The 13598-nt window shown below is 65.2% G+C and carries 11 protein-coding genes and 1 tRNA gene; 3 read left to right on the top strand and 9 right to left on the bottom strand.

The genetic code is table 11. The features are described from left to right. Positions 1–20 precede the first annotated feature (20 nt). The 4 genes from ALVIN_RS05510 to ALVIN_RS05495 form a co-directional block, all read right to left on the bottom strand. Positions 21–824, bottom strand: a complete 804-nt coding sequence (locus tag ALVIN_RS05510; RefSeq protein ID WP_223295268.1) for a tetratricopeptide repeat protein — start codon at positions 822–824, stop codon at positions 21–23. A gap of 97 nt (positions 825–921) precedes the next feature. Then, a complete protein-coding gene (mrcB, locus tag ALVIN_RS05505) occupies positions 922–3336 on the bottom strand; it encodes a penicillin-binding protein 1B (RefSeq protein ID WP_012970325.1) in 2415 nt (804 codons plus the stop codon). 116 nt (positions 3337–3452) lie between these two features. Beyond that, positions 3453–4241 (bottom strand): ABC transporter permease, encoded by a 789-nt coding sequence (locus ALVIN_RS05500; RefSeq protein ID WP_012970324.1) that lies wholly within the window; start codon positions 4239–4241, stop codon positions 3453–3455. Then, positions 4238–5167, bottom strand: a complete 930-nt coding sequence (locus tag ALVIN_RS05495; RefSeq protein WP_012970323.1) for an ABC transporter ATP-binding protein — start codon at positions 5165–5167, stop codon at positions 4238–4240. The genes ALVIN_RS05500 and ALVIN_RS05495 overlap by 4 nt, the downstream gene beginning before the upstream one ends. A gap of 54 nt (positions 5168–5221) precedes the next feature. Between ALVIN_RS05495 and ALVIN_RS05490 the strand changes: the two genes are divergently transcribed. Both ALVIN_RS05490 and ALVIN_RS05485 read left to right on the top strand, forming a co-directional pair. Continuing rightward, the gene (locus ALVIN_RS05490) at positions 5222–5983 is read left to right on the top strand and encodes a TSUP family transporter (protein ID WP_012970322.1); all 762 of its coding nucleotides are present in this window, start codon (positions 5222–5224) and stop codon (positions 5981–5983) included. Positions 5984–6083: 100 nt separating this feature from the next. Next, the gene (locus ALVIN_RS05485; protein ID WP_012970321.1) at positions 6084–6890 is read left to right on the top strand and encodes an RMD1 family protein; all 807 of its coding nucleotides are present in this window, start codon (positions 6084–6086) and stop codon (positions 6888–6890) included. A 14-nt stretch (positions 6891–6904) separates the two neighbouring features. On the opposite strand, the gene ALVIN_RS05480 is transcribed toward ALVIN_RS05485, so the two are convergent. Next, the gene (locus ALVIN_RS05480) at positions 6905–7480 is read right to left on the bottom strand and encodes a hypothetical protein (protein ID WP_043795535.1); all 576 of its coding nucleotides are present in this window, start codon (positions 7478–7480) and stop codon (positions 6905–6907) included. 71 nt (positions 7481–7551) lie between these two features. Next, positions 7552–8607, bottom strand: a complete 1056-nt coding sequence (locus ALVIN_RS05475; RefSeq protein WP_012970319.1) for an OmpA family protein — start codon at positions 8605–8607, stop codon at positions 7552–7554. Between the two features lie 283 nt (positions 8608–8890). Between ALVIN_RS05475 and mutS the strand changes: the two genes are divergently transcribed. Continuing rightward, positions 8891–11512, top strand: a complete 2622-nt coding sequence (mutS, locus tag ALVIN_RS05470) for a DNA mismatch repair protein MutS (protein ID WP_050750292.1) — start codon at positions 8891–8893, stop codon at positions 11510–11512. Between the two features lie 106 nt (positions 11513–11618). Here the strand turns inward: mutS and ALVIN_RS05465 are convergent. The 3 genes from ALVIN_RS05465 to ALVIN_RS05455 form a co-directional block, all read right to left on the bottom strand. After that, positions 11619–11709, bottom strand: a tRNA-Ser gene (locus ALVIN_RS05465). A 117-nt stretch (positions 11710–11826) separates the two neighbouring features. Next, on the bottom strand, positions 11827–12045 hold the full coding sequence (gene csrA, locus ALVIN_RS05460; protein WP_012970317.1) for a carbon storage regulator CsrA: 219 nt from the start codon (positions 12043–12045) through the stop codon (positions 11827–11829). Between the two features lie 296 nt (positions 12046–12341). Then, on the bottom strand, positions 12342–13571 hold the full coding sequence (locus ALVIN_RS05455) for an aspartate kinase (RefSeq protein ID WP_012970316.1): 1230 nt from the start codon (positions 13569–13571) through the stop codon (positions 12342–12344). Positions 13572–13598 lie beyond the last annotated feature (27 nt).

Here is a 13598-nt window from a genome sequence, read left to right as displayed (position 1 = left end):
TGATCCGCTACACTCGAATACTACTGCCCCCCCGCGCGCTGCTCAGCCTCACTGGCTGCCGCGAGATCCCCCGAACGACGCTTGGACTCGGCGATGATGCGCCAGTTGTCGCGCTTGATGTCCTCCTTGCCGCCCGCGAGATCATTGGCGCGCGAGGCCAGATTACCGGCCTGAACCGCCTGCCCCTGCTCCAGCCGCACACGCGCGAGCCGATTCCAGAGATACGCCTCGCGCGGAGCAATACGCAACGAACGCTCCAGCGAAGCAGCCGCCCCCGCAAAATCACCCGCCTGACGCTGCTGCTCAGCCTGACCGGCGAGCTTGGCGGCCGCCGGCGGCAGACTGGGCGTGGCGAAATTCGAGGGCGGCAACGCCGGAGCCGGAGCGGCCGGACGCTCGGCCCCCGGCGTCTCGGCAGCGGGCAGAGCCGCACGCGGATCGACCTTGGCGACCTGCGGCTCGGCCGGACGCTGAGGAGGCGCCGCCGGCGCCCCGGACGACCCCGGCGCCGGTACGGCCGGTTGCACCTGCGGACTACCCGGCGTCTGAGTGACGGCTTGAGGCGGAGCCCCAGATGTCGGCGGCGCACTCGGCATGGCGGGCTGAGCCGGCTGAGCACCGGACGCGGGCGGCACGGACGGCTCCGTCGCCATGCTCGGATCGCGGTAGGCATAGACCTGGGTTCCACGCCGGACCGGCTCGGACGGCTGCTCAGGCACAGCCGCGCGCTCCGGCTGGGGCGTCGGCGCGACGGGCCGCGCCGCCTGTCCATCGCGCGGCGTCACCTGGACGATGGGCGCCGGTGGTCCCTCGCGCGGCTCCATGGAGCACGCGCTCAAACCGAGCGAAACCAGCGACGAAACGATCAGAAATCGATGCAAACGTTCCATGGTGTCAGGCGCCTTGAACTGTCATTGAGCATCAGCGACCAAAGAAGTCGCTCATGAAGTGGTTTTCGGTCCGGGCCGGCTTGGGAGGCGGCGGCGGTTCCGGTGGAGTCTCGACGGCGCCTCCGGCCGGCTCCGGCTCGCTGCGCGCCACCGACTCGCCACCACCCGAGGCGCGCGAACCCTGACCGCTGCCGCCCCCGCAACTGGACGCGCTCTTGGCGCTGTCACCGATATAGGGCACGTTCTTGCGTCCGCAGGCATCGGCCAGGACCACGCCATCGGGCGGAATCTCGGGCAAGGGTTCGTTATCGAGCTTCAGCATGAAGTCGCCCCACACCCGCAGCGCGCCGGTACCGCCCGCCAAGCCCATCGGCTTGTAGTCATCACGACCGACCCAGACCACGGCCACCTTGTCGCCCGAGAAGCCGGCATACCAGCTATCGCGCTTCTCATCGGTGGTGCCGGTCTTGCCTGCCATGGTCATCCCCTTGGGCAACTGATTGCCGAGCCACTTGGCCGTGCCGTCCGAGACCACGCGTTGCATGGCCCAGGTCGTCAGATAGGCCGCCTTGGGATCGACCACCGCCTCGATGGCGAGCGGATAGCGATTGAGCGGTCGGCCCTGAGCGTCGACCACCTCGCGGATGCCGCGCAGGGGCGCGCGATAGCCGCCGGCGGCGATGGTCTGATAGACCTGCGCCACCTCCAGCGGCGACATGGACACCGCCCCCAGCAGCACCGAGGGCACCACACGGATGCGTCGCTGTGCGCCCATCTTGTAGAGGGTGTCGACGACGTTCTTGACCCCGATACTCAGCCCCAGGTTGACCGTGGCCAGATTCAGCGAGCGCGCCAGTGCGCTGTGGAGCTGGACCGAACCGTTGACCTTGTGATCATAGTTCTTCGGCTCCCAGCGTTTGTTGCCGTCGGGCAGGCTGACCGGGCGATCCGAGAGACTGGTGGTGAGCGTGTAGCGATCCGGCTGCGACAGGGCCGCCAGATAGATCGGCGGCTTGACCAGCGAGCCGATCGAGCGCACCGAGTCGAGCGCGCGGTTGAAGCCGGCATAGCCCGGCTGGCGCCCGCCGGCGATGGCCAGCACCTCGCCCTGCTCGACCGAGGTGACGACGACCGCCGTCTCCAGGGTTCCGGCCTTCATGCCGCGCTGCTTCTCCAGCGCGGCCAGTCGCTTGGGCAGCGAACGCTCGACGGCGGCCTGCACCAGCGGATCGAGCGTGGTGAAGATGTTCAGCCCCTCGGAGCGCAGATCCTCGTCGCGATAGTCGCGCTGGAGCTGGCGACGCACCAGGGTGATGAAGTCCGGATAGTACCCGGCCGGACGCCCGCCGCCGTCCTGCACGCCGAGCGGCGTGCGCTTGGCCTTGGCCGCTTCAGCCTCGCTGATGACCCCATCGCGCACCATGAGATCGAGTACCAGATTGCGCCGGTTTTCGGCCGCCTCGGGATGGCGGCGCGGATCCAGGCTCGACGGCGCCTGGACCATGCCGACCAGGAGCGCCGTCTTGGCGGCGTCGAGTTCGCTCAGCGGCAGATTGAAGAAGAACTGGCTCGCCAGCCCGAAGCCGTGGATGGCGCGGCTGCCGTCCTGACCGAGATAGATCTCGTTGGCGTAGGCTTCGAGGATCTCGTCCTTGCTGTAGTGCAGCTCCAGCAGGAAGGCCATGTAGGCTTCCTTGATCTTGCGCTCGAAGGTGCGGTCGGCACTGAGATAGAAGTTCTTGACCAGCTGCTGAGTCAGGGTGCTGGCCCCCTCGACCACGGCGCCGGCCTGGAAATTACTGACTGCCGCACGCAGGATGCCCTTGGGGTCGACGCCGAGATGATGGTCGAAGTTGCGATCCTCGACCGCCATCAGGGTCTTGACCAGCAGCTCGGGCAGATCCTGGCGGCGCACCAGCACCCGGTCCTCGTTGTGGGTCGGATAGATGCTGGCGATCAGCATGGCATCGAGCCGCACCAGGGCCGGATCTGCGCCGCCATCGGCGTCGGTCAGGGTCGCGACCTGGCCGTCGGCGAAGCTGATGTTCAGATGGCGTTCCGGCTCGGCGCCGTCCCAGAAGCGGAAGGGGCGTGTCCGGACCTCGAAGCGATCACCCAGGCGCTGATACTGGCCCTGAGTCTGCGGCGACGCGACGGCGCGATAGTTCAGCCGCTCGAGTTCGGACTCGAACTGATCCGGACTCAGGCGCCGTCCGGCGTAGAGTTCGAGCGGACGCGCCCAGACGCGCGCGGGCAAGGCCCAGCGCTGGCCCTCGAACTTGCCGCGTACCACGCGATCGAGATGGACGCCATAGAGACCCACGGCCAGGGTCGCCCCGACCGCCAGGATCAGCGACCAGCCGACGAGCACACGACCGAACCGGAAGCCTTTGCGTTTGGGTGGACGTCTCCGGGAACGCGCACCGGAGCGACGATTGGAAGTCACGGATGATTGACCTGCGAGAGCGAGTTCGGATCACGAACACGGGCGTTCGTGTATCGGAAAGTAGATGATCGGCGTTCGATTATGACACATCGGACGCCCGGATCGACCGGGCGTCCTCAGGTCTTGATGCCCACACCCCGGCGCAGCAGGAACAGACTATAGGCCGCCAGGATGACGATGCAGATCAGGATCATGCCGAAGGCCAGCCCGAGCGGGATGTCGCTGACCCCGAGCAGCCCGTGGCGAAAGGCGTTGACCATGTAGAGCACCGGATTGGCCAGCGAGACGGTCTGCCAGAACTCGGGCAGCAGCTCGATCGAGTAGAAGACGCCGCCCAGATAGGTCAGGGGCGTGAGCACGAAGGTCGGCACGATCGAGATGTCGTCGAAACTGTTGGCATAGATGGCGTTGATGAAGCCGCCGAGCGAGAACAGCGTCGCCGTCATGACGCCGATCAGCAGCATCGTCAGCGGATCATGGATGCGGATCTCGGTGAAGAACATCGCCACCAGCAGCACCGCCACGCCCACCGTCAGGCCGCGCGCCACGCCACCGGCGACATAGCCGGCCAGGATCACCCAGTTGGGCGCCGGCGAGACCAGCAGTTCCTCGATATAGCGCGAGAACTTGCTGCTGTAGAACGACGAGACCACATTGGAATAAGAGTTGGTGATCACGCCCATGAGCACCAGTCCGGGGACGATGAAGTCCAGATAGGCGAACCCGTCCATGGGGCCGATACGCTCGCCGATCAGGCGTCCGAAGATGACGAAGTAGAGCGTGGTGGTGATGACCGAGGGCAGGATGGTCTGGACCCAGATGCGCGAGAAACGCAGCACCTCCTTGCCCAGGATGGTCTGGAACGTCACCCGGTAACGACGCCAGTTGTCCAGTCGCGCGCTCATGCCCGCACCTCCAGACCGCGCCGGTCGACCAGCTCCAGAAACAGGCGTTCGAGCCGGTTCTGTTTGTTGCGCAGACTGATGACCTCGATGCCGTTGCGCGAGAGCGCCTCGAAGAGTCCGTTGATGGTGTGCTCGCGGTTCATCTCGACTTCCAGCGTACAGTCGTCCAGCGCCTGGAGCACGAAGCCGCCCAGCTCCGGCAGCTCCGAGACCCGCCCCTTGAGATTGAGTACGAAGGTCTCGGTATGGAGCCGGTTGAGCAGGATCGCCAGACTGGTGCGCTCGGCGATCTCGCCGCCGTCGATGATGGCGATGTTGCGGCAGAGGCTCTCGGCTTCTTCCAGATAATGGGTGGTGAGGATGATGGTCGTGCCCTGAGCGTTGAGCTCGCGCAGGAAGGACCACATCGAGCGGCGGATCTCGATGTCGACACCGGCCGTCGGCTCGTCGAGGATCAGGAGTCGCGGCTCATGGACCAGGGCGCGCGCGATCATCAGCCGGCGCTTCATGCCGCCCGAGAGCCGGCGCATCTCGGTGTCGCGCCTGTCCCAGAGGTCGAGCTGACGCAGATAACGTTCGGCGCGGTCCTTGGCGACGGCGCGCGGGATGCCATAATAGCCGGCCTGATTGAGCACGACCTCGATCACCGGCAGGAACAGATTGAAGTTGAACTCCTGCGGCACCAGACCGATGCACGACTTGACGCCTTCCGGATCACGGTCCAGATCGCGCCCGAACACCGAGACCCGACCCGACGTCTTGTTCACCAGTGACGAGACGATGCCGATGAAGGTCGACTTACCGGCCCCATTGGGTCCGAGCAGGGCGAAGAAATCCCCCTCCTGGACCTGGAGATCGACGCCCTTGAGCGCCTGGAAACCGCCGCGGTAGACCTTGGTGAGTTGCTGAACGTCGAGTGCGAACATGGATGGAAGTCAGTTGACGGAAGTCTTTTGGGCGTCAAACCAAACGCGGTTCAAATGGAATTCATCGAGCTGGTCTTACTGCTTTCGGCCGTGGCCCTGGTGGCCGGCTGTGTCGACACCATCGCCGGTGGCGGCGGACTGCTGAGCATCCCGGCCCTGCTCTGGGCGGGACTCAGTCCGGTCGAGAGCCTGGCGACCAACAAGGCGCAGGCCGTCTTCGGCAGCGGTACGGCCACGGTCCAGTTCATCCGCCGTGGCCTGATCGCGCCGCGCGGCACCGCCCTGGCCGTGCTCTGCACCTTCGTCGGGGCCGCGTTCGGCGCCTGGCTGGTGCAGCGTCTCGACAGCACCCTGCTCGAAGGACTCATCCCGCTCCTGCTGATCGCCTTCGCGCTCTACTTCTGGCGCTCGCCGCGTCTGTCGGATCTCGACTCGCACCAGCGTCTGAACGAAAGCCTCTTCGCCGTCCTCGTCGGACTGGGCGTCGGCTTCTACGACGGCTTCTTCGGCCCCGGAACCGGCACCTTCTTCGCGCTGGGCTATGTCGCCCTGCTCGGCTACAACCTCAGACGCGCCACCGCCCATAGCAAAGCACTCAACTTTACCAGCAATCTGGCGGCCCTGCTGTGTTTCGTCCAGGGCGGCCATATCCTCTGGCCGATCGCGCTGGCGATGGCGCTGGGGCAGATGATCGGGGCCTGGATCGGCGCGCATCTGGTGCTGCGCCATGGCGCGGCCCTGGTGCGGCCGGTGCTGGTCGTGGTCTCGCTCACCGTCTCGGGGAAGCTGTTGTGGGAGCGGGTCGTCGGCGGCTGAGATGCGTTCGGCCGCCCTGTCCCGGAGCTGTCACATTGATGGCGCATAATCGCCGATTGCATCCGGATCGGCATCGAGGAATCGGCCAGGGAGACTGCTCATGTATCCACAGACCAATGACAACACCGCACTGACCGCACGCGCGCGCCTGCTCGGGCGTCATCTCGACATCCGGCGTCTCGGACATCTGGAGGCGCTGGCGACCAATCCGCTGGTGACGCCGATCGGCGTCACGGGCCGCGCCGTGCTCTTTCGCTCGGGCGCCGTGGTGCTGTTCGGGGTCGACGATGCCCAGGAAACGGCCTTCGTCGAGGAGATCCGCCCCTTCGTGCGCGACTCGCTGATCCAGCCTGAGCACGAAGACCTGCCGATCCTGATCGATCCGAGCCGCGCCGAGGCGCTGGAACGCGAGCGTCTGGTACTGGCCGATGCCGATCTGGCGCGGCTTCAGGTCGTGGCCGACATCCTGGGCAAGAGCGTGCTGCTGGCCGATCAGGAAGCCCGGGTCGCGCACGCCTTCGACCGCATCGAGCCGCTGGCCGATCGCCTGCGGCGTCAGGGGCGCGGGGTGAGCCATGCCAACACCCTCATCCGTCACATCGGCGAGGCGCTGGCGATCCAGCAGGACATGGTCGGGCGCGGTGAGATCGGCGACAAACCGGAGGTCATCTGGGAGCGCCCGGATCTGGAGCGGCTGTTCCTGAATCTGGAGGCCGAATACGAGATCCGCGAGCGTCAACTGGCCCTGGAGCGCAAGCTGACGCTGATCAACGACACCGCCGGCACCCTGCTCGATCTGTTGCAGAGCAAGCGCAGTCTGCGGGTGGAGTGGTACATCGTCATCCTGATCGTGGTCGAGATCGTGCTCACGCTCTATGAGCTGTTCCTGCACACGCCCGGACACTGAGGCGACACGCCGCTTCAGCCGGCCGCGATGACCGCCTGCGAAAGCCAGATCAGTGCCGGTTCGTCGTCATCCGTCAGCTCGCCCTCGCGCATCAGCAGCAGCCCATCGGCGACCGGCTGGGCGATGACGCCTTCCTCCTGGGCCGGCACGGGTGTGGCCAGCGGATTGGCCGGACGCGCTCCGACCCGCTGATCGACCCAGCGTCGAACCATGTCGTGATAGACGCGCCGATAAACCACCTTGGCCGCGCGCAGCCGGTCGTCTTGAAAGAACAGCGTGACGGAGGCGGCCGGGATCTGGTTGAAGGTGCCGATCTCGGCGCCGCACAGCCGGTTGCCGAACGGATTGGCCCCGTCGGCACACTGGAATTCGAGCTTGGGGAAGGTCTCGCGCAGTTTCGCCTCGGTCAGCCGACCGTCGAAGGCGTCGAGCGCGGCATTGAACTCGGGCTTGCCGAGCAGCCCCATCAAAGCCAGGTCGGTGCGCCGCTGGCCGTCTTCGGTGAAGGCGAGCCAGAAGAACGGCCCGATCACCAGGGCCAGCATCAGGAACGTCTTGTAGGCTTTCGGCAGCTTCAGATTGGCGCTCATTCGGTTACTCGTGTCATGTCGCTTGGATTCCCCCTCTTCCCAATACCTCTTCCGCACGGGGAGAGGGGCTTTCATTGAGCCACGATCTCGACCCGTCGGTTGAGCGCGCGCCCCGCTTCGGTGGCGTTGCTGGTCAGGGGTGCGAGACCGGCCACACCCATGGGCTTGAGTCGCTCCCCCAGAATGCCATAACTCTGGATGAGCGTGCGCACGACCTCCTCGGCACGGCGGCGCGAGAGATCCATGTTGTACTCCAGCGTGCCGCGATTGTCGGTGTGCCCGACGATGTAGAGCTTGAGATCCGGGTTCTCGACCAGCATCAGGGCGATCTGTTCGAGCTGGGGCTTGGATTCATCCTTGATGGTCGCCTGGTCGAAGTCGAACTGGATACCGTGGACGGCGATGCGCCCGGCGTCCGAGAGTCCCTGAGCCATCTCCTTGGCTTCGATCGAGACCATGCGCTCGCGCATCGGCTGCGACAGCACCTCCTCGACGAAGATGGCCACGCGATTGCCGGCGGCCGAATCGGCGAAGTTGTCCTGTAGCGCGGTGAAGACGAAGACATAGGAATCACCGTCCGGGGTCTGATGGCGCGCACTGTAGAGCCGCGGCTCCTGGACCGTGGTGTCTGAATAGACGTGTTTGAGCAGATGGCTGTCGGCGAGCTGTTTGCCGTTGGCGACCTCGCCATAGAAGCGATCGACACCGTTCCCGCATTCTTCGAACCCCGAGCACTGATAGAGCGGCTCATAGCCCAGATCCTCCAGCGCGCGGCGGTAGTTGCGGATGACCTCCAGCGAACTGGCGTTGCGCGGGGCCAGATAGACCAGCCGCGTGCGCCGGCCGGACGCCTTGACCGTCTGCTTCCAGTCTCCGGAGGCGGCCTCCCAGGGGCCGGTCGGAATCAGCGTCTCATCGAAAGGACTGACCCGATGACCGATGATGACCGACCCTTCGAAGCGCGGAAGGCCGGGGATGTCGGTCGCGTCTGGAAGATCGCGCTCGAAATCGGTCGCCGCAACGGCCCCGTCCAGGCCCATGAATCCCATGAGCGCCAAGACCGCCATCAGCCACGTGATCGGCCCGAACAGCCGTCGGCCGTCCGCCCCCGGTATCAGACCAGGCATCCGTTTCCGATGGATTGAGAGGGCTATGGGGGCCATGGCTGTGAGTGTCGAACAAAGTCAGGTTCCAATTGACGGGCATCGCAACAGGCCGAATGGGCACGATTTTACAGGAATTGGCCGGACTTTCCGGATCTGTGGTACAACTCACTCCCTTTCAGCGGCGACGGGTTCCGGCTCGCGCGGTTCTCCAGACTTTCCAGCGCGCGACTTCGCGCTCATCACGCTCCAGCGATCTTCCGTGACTCAAGACAGCTCGCCCCCCGATCTCTCCCGACACACGCCCATGATGCAGCAGTACCTGCGCATCAAGTCCGAGTATCCGCACAGACTGCTGTTCTACCGCATGGGGGACTTCTACGAGCTGTTCTACGAGGACGCCGAGCGCGCCGCGCGTCTGCTCGACATCACATTGACCCGGCGCGGTCAGTCGGGCGGCCGACCGATTCCGATGGCCGGCGTGCCCTATCATGCCGTCGAGGGTTATCTGGCCAAGCTGGTGCGCCAGGGCGTGTCCGTCGCCATCTGCGAGCAGGTCGGCGATCCGGCTCAATCCAAGGGTCCGGTCGAGCGCAAGGTGACGCGCATCGTCACGCCCGGAACCTTGACCGACGAGGCCTTGCTGGAGGAACGGCGCGAAAACCTGCTGGTCGCCCTCGCCGAGGGCGCCTCCGGACTGGGACTGGCGGTGCTGGAGCTCTCCAGCGGACGCTTCTCGGTGCTCGAAGTCGGGTCGCACGAGGCGCTCATGAGCGAGCTCGAACGCCTCAGGCCCGCCGAGATTCTGATCGCCGAGGACAGCCGGCTCGACAGCGAACTGCGGCTCGAACGCGGCGTCACCCGCCGCCCGGTCTGGCACTTCGAGTCCGACAGCGGCGAACGCGCCCTGTGCGAGCAGTTCGGCACTCGTGACCTGGGCGGCTTCGGCTGTGCCGGGATGCGACTGGCGATCGGCGCGGCCGGTTGCCTGCTGCAATACGTCCGCGACACCCAGTTCGCCGCCCTGCCCCACATTCGCGGCCTGTCCACCGAATCGCGCGACGAGGCGCTGATCCTGGATGCCGCGACCCGGCGTAATCTGGAGATCACCGAGAGCCTCGGCGGACACCCCGAGCACACACTGGCCGGGGTGCTCGACCAGACCGTCACCGCCATGGGCAGCCGCTTGCTGCGCCGCTGGCTGAACCGTCCGCTGCGCGACCGCGAGGCCATCCGCGCCCGGCATGGCGCCATCCGCGCCTTGATCAGCGTGGGTCATGGCCCGTCCATTCAGGCGCTCCTGAACGGCATCGGCGACCTGGAACGCATCCTGGCGCGCGTGGCGCTCGGCACCGCCCGCCCGCGCGATCTGGCCGTGCTGCGCGACTCGCTCGCCGTCCTGCCCGATCTGCGTGCGGAACTGGCCGAGTCTCCCGATCCCCTGCTCGCCCAACTGCGCGACGAGATCGGTGAGCATCCCGAGGTGCTGGATCTGCTCCAGCGCGCCATCCTCGAACAGCCGCCGATGCTCATCCGCGACGGCGGCGTGATCGCGCGCGGCTATGACGCCGAACTCGACCGGCTGCGCGATCTCTCCGAGCATGCCGACCAGTTCCTGCTCGATCTGGAGACGCGCGAGCGGACGCGCACCGGCCTCGCCAACCTCAAGGTCGGCTACAACCGGGTGCATGGCTATTACATCGAACTCAGCCGCACCCAGGCCGATCAGGTGCCGCCGGACTTCGTGCGCCGTCAGACACTCAAGGGCGTCGAGCGCTACATCACGCCCGAGCTCAAGCGCTTCGAGGATCAGGTCTTGAGCAGCCGCGAGCGCGCGTTGGCACGCGAGAAATGGCTCTATGAGGAACTGCTCGGTCAGTTGGGCCTGTCGCTCGGGCCGCTGCAACTGGCCGCCGGCGCCATCGCCGCGCTCGACGTATTGGCCAATCTGGCCGAGCGCGCCCAGACGCTGAACTGGAGCTGTCCGGAGCTGACCAACCGCGCTCAGATCGAGATCCAGGACGGGCGCCATCCGGTCGTCGAGCGCGTGCTCGACGGTCCCTTCGTCGCCAATGGCCTGCGTCTGGATGGCAAACGGCGGATGCTGGTCATCACCGGCCCCAACATGGGCGGCAAATCGACCTACATGCGCCAGAATGCGCTCATCGTGCTGCTCGCCCATGCCGGGAGCTTCGTGCCGGCGCGCCGCGCCGTCATCGGCCCCATCGACCGCATCTTCTCGCGCATCGGCGCCTCGGACGATCTGGCCGGCGGGCGCTCGACCTTCATGGTCGAGATGGAGGAGACGGCGAACATTCTGAACAACGCGACGGCTCAGAGCCTGATCCTGATGGACGAGATCGGGCGCGGCACCAGCACCTTCGACGGGCTGTCGCTGGCCTGGTCGTGCGCGGTCGAGCTGGCCACGCGCATCGGCGCCTACAGCCTGTTCGCGACCCATTATTTCGAACTGACCACATTGCCCGAGGAATATCCGGGCATCGCCAACGTCCATCTCGATGCCGTCGAGCATGGTCAGTCGATCGTGTTCATGCACGCCCTGCGCGAGGGTCCGGCCAATCAGAGCTATGGTCTGGCGGTGGCGGCGCTCGCCGGGGTGCCGCCGGCAGTCATCGCCCGTGCGCGCGAGCGTCTGCGTGAATTGGAGGATGGGGCCCATCGGCATGCCACGCGCGAGGCTCAGCAGCTTTCGCTGTTTCCAGTGGAGCCGACGCCGCCAAAGTCCACTAAGATCAAATCCAAGCCTGTCGCCGAACCGGTCGAGCCGCCAGTCTGCATCGCTCTGCGCGACATCGATCCGGACGGACTCACACCGCGCGAGGCGCTGGAAGCGATTTATCGTCTGCGTGGGATGATCGAGTCTCAGGGGGTTCTCGCCGGGAAGCGAGCACAGGCACTCAAAGATTGAGTAATAGTCAGAGCGACAGGGTTTGATTGAACCCCGAAGGGGAAAACAGCAGGGCAATCAAGGTGGGAGGTGCAAAACATTTGATTGAAATGTTTGCGTATTGAAATGGCGGAGAGAGAGGGATTCGAACCCTCGATAGGGGATTAGCCTATACTCCCTTAGCAGGGGAGCGCCTTCAGCCACTCGGCCATCTCTCCGTGAACAACGAGCCTATCCGGTTTGAATGCCGACGTTCCGACCGGAAGCCTCGACTCTTTATCACCGAACAGGCCGGGCATGATAACACACCCGGCTGAACTTTCAAACGCCCCGAATCAGTCGTACTGAACGGGCTGCCCCATCACGGGCGCGTCCTGACCGACGCCGGCCTGTTCGCGCTTGATGCGCTCATAGATCTCTTCGCGATGCACGGCCACATCCCGCGGAGCATTGACGCCGATCCGGACCTGATTGCCCTTGACGCCGAGAACGGTTACCGTCACTTCGTCACCGATCATCAACGTTTCGCCAACCCTGCGAGTCAAAATCAACATTGTCTCGGTCTCCCTATATGAGTCCCTAAATCCGAATTAAATGAATGATTCATCCGGTCCGGCAAACCCGACCTTGCTTGCGCGGCCACCGCGCAAGGGTTGAACCACGCCTGAACCAAGCTGCGAGAGCCAGGCTCCATGCTTGGTATTCTACCAACTCCAATGGGATCGCCATAGAGCAAGATCCCACTGCAAGTACAATTTAGCTTGATTCGTCAAAAACAAGCATTCGAAACACCTGTTTTCGACGAACGGTCGGTATTCGACGACTCGATGGAGCGGCGGCGATAGCGAGGTCAGGCTGTAGCGGGCTGACCCAACCCAAAGGCATCATGGAGTGTGCGAACGCCCAGCTCCAGATACTTCTCGTCGACCACCACCGAGATCTTGATCTCCGAGGTCGAGATCATGCGGATATTGATCCCTTCCTTGGCCAGACTGGCGAACATACGGCTGGCGATCCCAGCGTGACTGCGCATCCCGACGCCGACGAGCGAGATCTTGACGATGGAGGCATCGCCCGTCACCTGGCGTGCGCCCAGTTCATTGGCCGTGCGTTGAAGGATCTCGAGTGCTGGCGCATAGTCGTTGCGGTGCACGGTGAAGGTGAAGTCGGTGGTCGACTCATCGGCGCCGACGTTCTGCACGATCATGTCGACTTCGATGTTGGCCTCGGCGATCGGACCGAGGATGCGGTGCGCCACGCCCGGCTGGTCCGGTACGCCGAGCACGGTCAGCTTGGCCTCGTCACGGCTGAAGGCGATTCCGGAGATCTTGGCGTCTTCCACGTCGTTGTCCTCGAAACTGATCAATGTGCCCTCGCCTTCCTCGAAGCTGGAGAGCACGCGCAATGGAACCCGGTACTTGCCGGCGAATTCGACCGAGCGGATCTGGAGCACCTTGGAGCCGAGGCTGGCCATTTCCAGCATCTCTTCGAAGGTGATGCGATCGAGCTTGCGCGCCTTCGGCTCGACCCGCGGGTCGGTGGTGTAGACGCCGTCGACGTCGGTGTAGATCTGGCACTCGTCGGCCTTGAGCGCAGCGGCGATGGCCACCGCCGAGGTGTCCGAGCCGCCGCGTCCGAGCGTGGTGATGTCGCCCTGCTCGTCGATGCCCTGGAAACCGGCGACCACGACCACCCGCCCGGCTTCGAGGTCGGCGCGCACGCGCGCGGCGTCGATGTCGCGGATGCGGGCCTTGTTGTGGGCACTGTCGGTCAGGATGTGGACCTGGGCGCCTGTGTAGGATCGCGCCGGGCAGCCCTGGGCGGTCAGCGCCATGCTCAGGAGCGCGATCGTCACCTGCTCGCCGGTCGACAGCAACACGTCGAGCTCACGCGGCTCGGGACGTTCCTGGAGCTGTTTGGCCAGCTTGATCAGACGGTCGGTCTCACCGGACATGGCCGAGACCACGACCACCACCTGATCGCCCTGATCGCGCCAGCGCTTGACGCGCTCAGCCACCGCCTGGATGCGCTCGATGCTCCCGACCGAGGTTCCGCCGTATTTTTGAACGATCAGGGCCATCGTTGATACCTGGATTGCACGTCTTTC

It is taken from the genome of Allochromatium vinosum DSM 180 (genome assembly GCF_000025485.1).
GTDB lineage: Bacteria > Pseudomonadota > Gammaproteobacteria > Chromatiales > Chromatiaceae > Thermochromatium > Thermochromatium vinosum.
Note: the sequence above shows the minus strand (reverse complement) of the source record. Positions and strands in the feature narration are given on the sequence as shown.

Coding starts and splice junctions, on each gene's coding strand:
- mutS (WP_050750292.1), top strand. CDS start 8,891: ATGATGCAGCAGTACCTGCGCATCAAGTCCGAGTATCCGCACAGACTG.
- ALVIN_RS05455 (WP_012970316.1), bottom strand. CDS start 13,571: ATGGCCCTGATCGTTCAAAAATACGGCGGAACCTCGGTCGGGAGCATC.
- ALVIN_RS05510 (WP_223295268.1), bottom strand. CDS start 824: ATGGAGCCGCGCGAGGGACCACCGGCGCCCATCGTCCAGGTGACGCCG.
- ALVIN_RS05500 (WP_012970324.1), bottom strand. CDS start 4,241: ATGAGCGCGCGACTGGACAACTGGCGTCGTTACCGGGTGACGTTCCAG.
- ALVIN_RS05480 (WP_043795535.1), bottom strand. CDS start 7,480: ATGAGCGCCAATCTGAAGCTGCCGAAAGCCTACAAGACGTTCCTGATG.
- csrA (WP_012970317.1), bottom strand. CDS start 12,045: ATGTTGATTTTGACTCGCAGGGTTGGCGAAACGTTGATGATCGGTGAC.
- ALVIN_RS05495 (WP_012970323.1), bottom strand. CDS start 5,167: ATGTTCGCACTCGACGTTCAGCAACTCACCAAGGTCTACCGCGGCGGT.
- ALVIN_RS05475 (WP_012970319.1), bottom strand. CDS start 8,607: ATGCCTGGTCTGATACCGGGGGCGGACGGCCGACGGCTGTTCGGGCCG.
- ALVIN_RS05490 (WP_012970322.1), top strand. CDS start 5,222: ATGGAATTCATCGAGCTGGTCTTACTGCTTTCGGCCGTGGCCCTGGTG.
- ALVIN_RS05485 (WP_012970321.1), top strand. CDS start 6,084: ATGTATCCACAGACCAATGACAACACCGCACTGACCGCACGCGCGCGC.